The following is a 738-nucleotide window of genomic DNA, read 5'->3' as shown; positions in this document are numbered from 1 at the left end:
GATCAACGCTTACTTACAGCTCCCCAGAGCATATCGGTGTTTGTTCCGTCCTTCATCGGCTCTTAGTGCCAAGGCATCCACCGTGCGCCCTTCATTACTTAATCGCAATGAAATTGTGAGTGTGCCAAAGTCCAGCTGCAGCGGATATTCGCTCGTGATTTTCTGTGCGGCACTCAGGATCAGGACCCTGAAGCCACCCATCAAAAATCATACGCGAATGAACATCCGCCTACGCTTTCTCAAGACACAACGCGTGTTTTTTGAACTCTTTCGGTTCTCGGTTTTCTACGCTTGATTTCGGTTAAAATCATTTTTCGCATTGTTTCTATACGGTTTTCAATGTACATGTTAAAAATTTAAATGGTGGAGACTAGCGGGATCGAACCGCTGACCTCCTGCGTGCAAAGCAGGCGCTCTCCCAGCTGAGCTAAGCCCCCATATTGAGAATTATAATGGTGGGCCTAAGTGGACTCGAACCACCGACCTCACGCTTATCAGGCGTGCGCTCTAACCAGCTGAGCTATAGGCCCATTATATTTCCAGATATAGATTATACTATTGTGAATGATAATTTCAAGCATTAATTTTACACTTTTGAAAAGAAATTAGAACATTCAAAACTGAATACAATATGTCAACGCCATTCCACATCCGAAGATGTTCCTATTTATCCTTAGAAAGGAGGTGATCCAGCCGCACCTTCCGATACGGCTACCTTGTTACGACTTCACCCCAGTC

At 45.0% G+C, this 738-nt stretch carries 2 tRNA genes and 2 rRNA genes; all 4 read right to left on the bottom strand.

Annotation, left to right across the window (positions count from 1 at the left end):
- Positions 1–104 (bottom strand): 23S ribosomal RNA (locus GQ671_RS12875); the annotation flags it as partial.
- A gap of 257 nt (positions 105–361) precedes the next feature.
- Positions 362–437 (bottom strand) — tRNA-Ala (locus GQ671_RS12870).
- Between the two features lie 16 nt (positions 438–453).
- Positions 454–530, bottom strand: a tRNA-Ile gene (locus GQ671_RS12865).
- A gap of 147 nt (positions 531–677) precedes the next feature.
- A 16S ribosomal RNA gene (locus tag GQ671_RS12860) occupies positions 678–738 on the bottom strand; the annotation flags it as partial.

The sequence above is a fragment of the Salinicoccus hispanicus genome, from assembly GCF_009831115.1.
GTDB classification, from domain to species: domain Bacteria; phylum Bacillota; class Bacilli; order Staphylococcales; family Salinicoccaceae; genus Salinicoccus; species Salinicoccus hispanicus.
The sequence above is the reverse complement of the archived record's forward strand: the minus strand, read 5'-3'. Positions and strand labels throughout refer to the sequence as shown.